The organism is Chitinophaga sp. (genome assembly GCF_035564935.1).
Lineage (GTDB): Bacteria > Bacteroidota > Bacteroidia > Chitinophagales > Chitinophagaceae > Chitinophaga.
The window spans coordinates 1-4,408 of record NZ_DATMTE010000855.1; the positions used below are offsets into that span (position 1 = coordinate 1).

Below are 4,408 nucleotides of genomic sequence, written 5' to 3' on the forward strand. Positions count from 1 at the left end.
AAATAATCTTTGGAACGAGTTATCCAGGTTGAATATGCCGGGCTGCCTGCTCAAAAAAAGATTGCAGTTCGGTGAACATATTCTTAAAAACCGGGATCACACTTCCCATATGATCCAATACCCACGGGCCAATATTCTCTATATAAGGATATACCACAGACTGAAGCTTTGTTTCGGGGCTCAGCCAGTATACCTGGTTAGCCATCCACAACACTACGCTGTAAATTATTATAAATATAACGCTATACAACAGGATTCCGCCGAGTTTATTCAGCCAGCCTAACATTACCAGTTCCACTAATTTTTGTAACGCACCGGCTCCCAACCTCACGAGCAGTATTACTCCCAGGAACAGGCATACGAAACAGATCACAGGCAACCAGCGGGAATGCATTTCCCAGTGTTCCTGTACATATAATGCGGTAATTGCGGTTAGTTTCAGGGCTGCCGCCAGTCCTAATATAGCGGCTACCAGCGAAAATAAGGCTACTATCAACCCCCGGGTGTATCCCCGGTAAATGGCAAAAACCATGATGATAGCAAAAATAATATCTATAGGCATGATAGAAATATAGGGAATCTGGTATTTAACTACCTGATTTTTTTGTTTTCAGGGAGATGCTTATCTGCCCATTGTCCACTTATCAACCAGTTAAATACCAGACAGCACTATTTAGTAAGCAGTTCTTTCACCAGGGCGGAAATGGCTTTTCCATCTGCTTTACCGGCCAGTTGTTTGGTGGCAACGCCCATTACTTTACCCATGTCGGCGGGTGAGCTGGCGCCGGTGGCGGCTATAATATCGGTAATGGCTGTACGTAATTCGGCTTCATCCATTTGTTTCGGAAGAAAGCGTTCAATCACTACCAGCTCCTCCTCTTCTTTCACGGCAAGGTCTTCACGGTTCTGGGCGCGGAAAATTTCCAGGGAATCTTTCCTTTGCTTGGCAAGCTTCTGCAACAGTTTAGACTCATCTGCTTCTGTAAGCTCACCGCTGGCGCCTTCTGCTGTTTTAGCTACCAGGATTGCTGCTTTTATGGCACGCAATGCACGCAGGTCCGCTTCCTTTTTACCCAGCATCGCAGCTTTGATTTCTGCGTTGATGTTTAATTCTAATGACATATGGTTAGGTTTAATGGATTATTTTCCTGCTTCTTCGGCAGCTTGTTTGTCCTGGAACTTCTTAAAGAAATCTTTGGCAAAAGCACGCATATCGTCTGCCTGGTCTTTATAGGGAGTAGCCCTTCCGTAGGTATCGGCCATCGTCATCATGGTCTGGAAAAAGAAGTCGGCCATTTCATCCACCATCATGTCTTTTGTCCACAGGTCAATACGCAGCGCGGCCTTTTCCGCCGGATCCCAGAAAGATACGATCATCCCTTTGGCCTTGATCATCCGGTCTTCTTTGTTGTCTGTAGCGCTCCACTCTATTGACTCGGGCACTTTCTGATCGTCCAGTCCAACCTGGATCTTTATGGTAGATACTTTACTCATGATTTTCAATTAAAGCGCAAAAATAGCCATCATTTGGTGATTTTGGAAAAACCAGTGCCGGTGAGCTGCCCCCACAACTGTTCCGCGGCATGCTCCCAGCTGCTGAAAGGCTTCGCTGCAGGGATCTTAGCCAGCAAACGGGATCTTAATTGTTCATCTTTATATAAAAGACTCATTTTTTCTGACAGATCATCCAAACTCGCCGGGTCAGCATATAATACCGCATCCCCGCCTGCCTCCCGGGCAGCCGTCCCTTCCAGCGCAATTACCGGTACCTCGCATCGCCGGGCGGCATATACAGGCAAAGCCAGCCCTTCAAACCTCGACGGATATACGAGGGCATAAGCGCCACCGGTAAGCCGGGCCAACGTTTCTTCATCCGCGTCCGCTATACATACCACATCCTGCCGGAACTTATAACTTTGTAAAGCAGCAGCAATTTCTGCGCCTGCAGGGGTTACCGTGCCCGCCAATACCAGCTTTATATTGCTGCGCTGGCGTTTCTTCAATGCCGAAAAGGCTTTCAGCACGGGTATAATATTATTCCGGGGATGCAGGCTACCTGTTACCAGGAAATATTCCGCTCCTCCTGTGAAAGCCCTTTTCACTGTTTCCCGCTCCTCCCAGTCCAGCGGCCTGTAAAGCCCGCTGATACCTGTTTCCAGCCGGATCAGTTTATCTTTTACACCGGGGGCATAACGTAACAGCTCTTCCTGTGCAGCGCCAGACAGTACGGCTATACGCCTTGCCCGGTCCAGGTATTTCGTGATATTCTTTTTAAGCGACCGCTGCTGCGCAGCTGGTTGCAAGCCGGCATCACGCAAAAACGAAAGATCTCTCAGCAGCAATGCCGCGGGGATCTTACTACGTAAAGGGAGTACGCCATCCAGCCCCAGGAACAGATCCGGCCGGAAAGGTTTCATAGCCCTCACCAGCTGCCACTCCTGCCACCAGTACAGGTGCCAGGGCTTATTGCCCTTTAATGGCAATACCACATTAGTAACGTTTGCCGGTACTTTCAGGCCTGCCGGTACTTTGCCGTCAAAAAACAAGGTGAACTGATGCGCTGGCTGCTGCCGGCACATTGCCAGTATTATTTCCGTTGCCACTTTCCCGGTATCGGCAGGCATGTCCTGTCGTAAACAAGCGGCATTAACAGCAATTTGCATAAATGATTCCTTTGTCTGCGAGCTTGCAAACCTACACAATTTTAGATTCGGGACAGGCGGATTTTATCGCCCGGCTATTCCGCGGATTTATTGGTGAGGTAAAACACCTGCGGAGGCGTTACATTGCCGGTGTTTCCAAGGGAAGCCAGCCTGATAGTTACTTCATATGTTTTCAACGGCTTCAGGTGGCGGAGCATAACAGTGAAAGGAGTTGATCTGATATCCGCTATATCATCCTGCGGCAAAGGAATAAGACCTGTTTCTGTGGCTACATTCAATGTTACCTTTACTCCTTTATCCGGCAATTTGCTGGTAACATTTACTTTCAGCGCATAAGTGCTGTCCTGCGCCATGTTATACTTCCCCACCTGTACATCGGGCAGCTCAAAAGCCAGTGTTTCCTCCTGTACATTGGGTGCAGGATTATCTTTTTTCTTCTTTTTACAGGAAGAAAAAGTAAGCAATGAAATAGCTAAGAAGGCAGGGAGACAGGTTTTCAATAACATATTTCCAGTTATAGGAGCATGAAATTAGCTTTTTTTAATATACAAATCAAATTTTACTTCTCACATCCAAAGCATCTCTTAGCCCATTACCTAACAGGTTGAAGGCCAGCACCAAAAGCATAATGGCTATACCCGGCGCCAGCGCCAGCAGGGGATTATGGGTGATAATAAAATTGTAGTTCTCTTTGATCATCAGTCCCCAGGAAGGTTGTGGCGGCTGTACGCCTACTCCCAGGAAGCTAAGCCCTGCCTCCACCACAATAGCAGTGGCAAAGTTGCCGGCGGCTACTACCATCACCGGTCCCATGATATTCGGTAAAATATGTTTTACAATGATGCGTACATGCCCGTAGCCCAATGCCCTGGCGGCTTCTACATATTCCAGCTCCCGGATGGCCAGTACCTGCCCGCGGATAATACGGGCCACTCCTACCCACATGGTAAGCCCCACGGCAATAAACACCTGCCAGAATCCCTTACCCAGCGCCAGGGTGAGCGCAAACACCAATAACAGCGTTGGCATGGACCATACCACGTTTACCAGCCACATCACCACGTCATCGGTGCGTCCTTTGAAATAGCCGGCAACGGCGCCCAGCAGTACCCCTATGCTGAGAGAAATAACTACGGCAATACAGCCTACGCCTAAACTAACACGGGTGCCAATCAACAGCCGGCTCAGGATATCCCGGCCAAATTTATCGGTGCCCAGCCAGTAGGTACGGGAAAAGATCCTCTCCTTTTGTATATCTTCCTGTAATGCTTTTGCGGATAGCGGATGCTCTGGTGGGGTGGCATACCAAATCTTTGCCAGCGAATAGGTTTCCTCCCTGCTGGTAGATTCATCCACGTAGCGTTGTACCACCAGCACGCTGTCCCTGAACTGCCATGACCGGATAGGGATCCAGGTAAAATCAGACTCCTGCCCGTACAGCAACCGGCTATAAAAAGATCCTTTTTGCACTGGCTGTTCTTTCCAAACTGCCAGCATATGGATCCGGAATCCGGGGTGCTGGCCTTCTATTTCCAGTACCATCCTGTTGGCATTGGGCGTATGATCCGGTGCAATAAAATAGGCGGTAATACTGATAAACACCGCAATGGCGATCACCAGCAAACCGGCCACCGCACCTTTATTACGGTATAATTTTTTCCAGTAGGGCTGCATATCTGACAAAGAAACCAGGATTTAATTAACCTGCCGGCCTTTCCACTGATAACTGCCAAACTTCCCAAGCC

The 4,408-nt window shown here is 48.6% G+C and carries 6 protein-coding genes; all 6 read right to left on the minus strand.

Features of this window, described 5'->3' with window-relative positions:
* Positions 1–19 precede the first annotated feature (19 nt).
* Positions 20–562 (minus strand): CvpA family protein, encoded by a 543-nt coding sequence (locus VN105_RS22370; protein ID WP_142684817.1) that lies wholly within the window; start codon positions 560–562, stop codon positions 20–22.
* Positions 563–669: 107 nt separating this feature from the next.
* Entirely contained in the window at positions 670–1,122 is a 453-nt protein-coding gene (locus tag VN105_RS22375) for a GatB/YqeY domain-containing protein (protein ID WP_325644390.1), read from the minus strand.
* Between the two features lie 18 nt (positions 1,123–1,140).
* A complete protein-coding gene (gldC, locus tag VN105_RS22380) occupies positions 1,141–1,494 on the minus strand; it encodes a gliding motility protein GldC (protein WP_325644392.1) in 354 nt (117 codons plus the stop codon).
* A 29-nt stretch (positions 1,495–1,523) separates the two neighbouring features.
* The gene (locus VN105_RS22385; protein ID WP_325644394.1) at positions 1,524–2,663 is read right to left on the minus strand and encodes a glycosyltransferase family 1 protein; all 1,140 of its coding nucleotides are present in this window, start codon (positions 2,661–2,663) and stop codon (positions 1,524–1,526) included.
* Between the two features lie 74 nt (positions 2,664–2,737).
* Positions 2,738–3,169: a hypothetical protein gene (locus VN105_RS22390; protein WP_325644396.1), complete on the minus strand. Its 432-nt coding sequence runs from the start codon at positions 3,167–3,169 to the stop codon at positions 2,738–2,740.
* 46 nt (positions 3,170–3,215) lie between these two features.
* Positions 3,216–4,337 carry an ABC transporter permease gene (locus VN105_RS22395; RefSeq protein WP_325644398.1) on the minus strand — a complete coding sequence of 374 codons (1,122 nt, stop codon included), beginning with the start codon at positions 4,335–4,337 and terminating at the stop codon, positions 3,216–3,218.
* Positions 4,338–4,408 lie beyond the last annotated feature (71 nt).

Excerpts from the sequence above, each read along its gene's own strand:
- VN105_RS22370 (WP_142684817.1), bottom strand. The coding sequence starts at position 562 with ATGCCTATAGATATTATTTTTGCTATCATCATGGTTTTTGCCATTTAC.
- VN105_RS22375 (WP_325644390.1), bottom strand. The coding sequence starts at position 1,122 with ATGTCATTAGAATTAAACATCAACGCAGAAATCAAAGCTGCGATGCTG.
- gldC (WP_325644392.1), bottom strand. The coding sequence starts at position 1,494 with ATGAGTAAAGTATCTACCATAAAGATCCAGGTTGGACTGGACGATCAG.
- VN105_RS22385 (WP_325644394.1), bottom strand. The coding sequence starts at position 2,663 with ATGCAAATTGCTGTTAATGCCGCTTGTTTACGACAGGACATGCCTGCC.
- VN105_RS22390 (WP_325644396.1), bottom strand. The coding sequence starts at position 3,169 with ATGTTATTGAAAACCTGTCTCCCTGCCTTCTTAGCTATTTCATTGCTT.
- VN105_RS22395 (WP_325644398.1), bottom strand. The coding sequence starts at position 4,337 with ATGCAGCCCTACTGGAAAAAATTATACCGTAATAAAGGTGCGGTGGCC.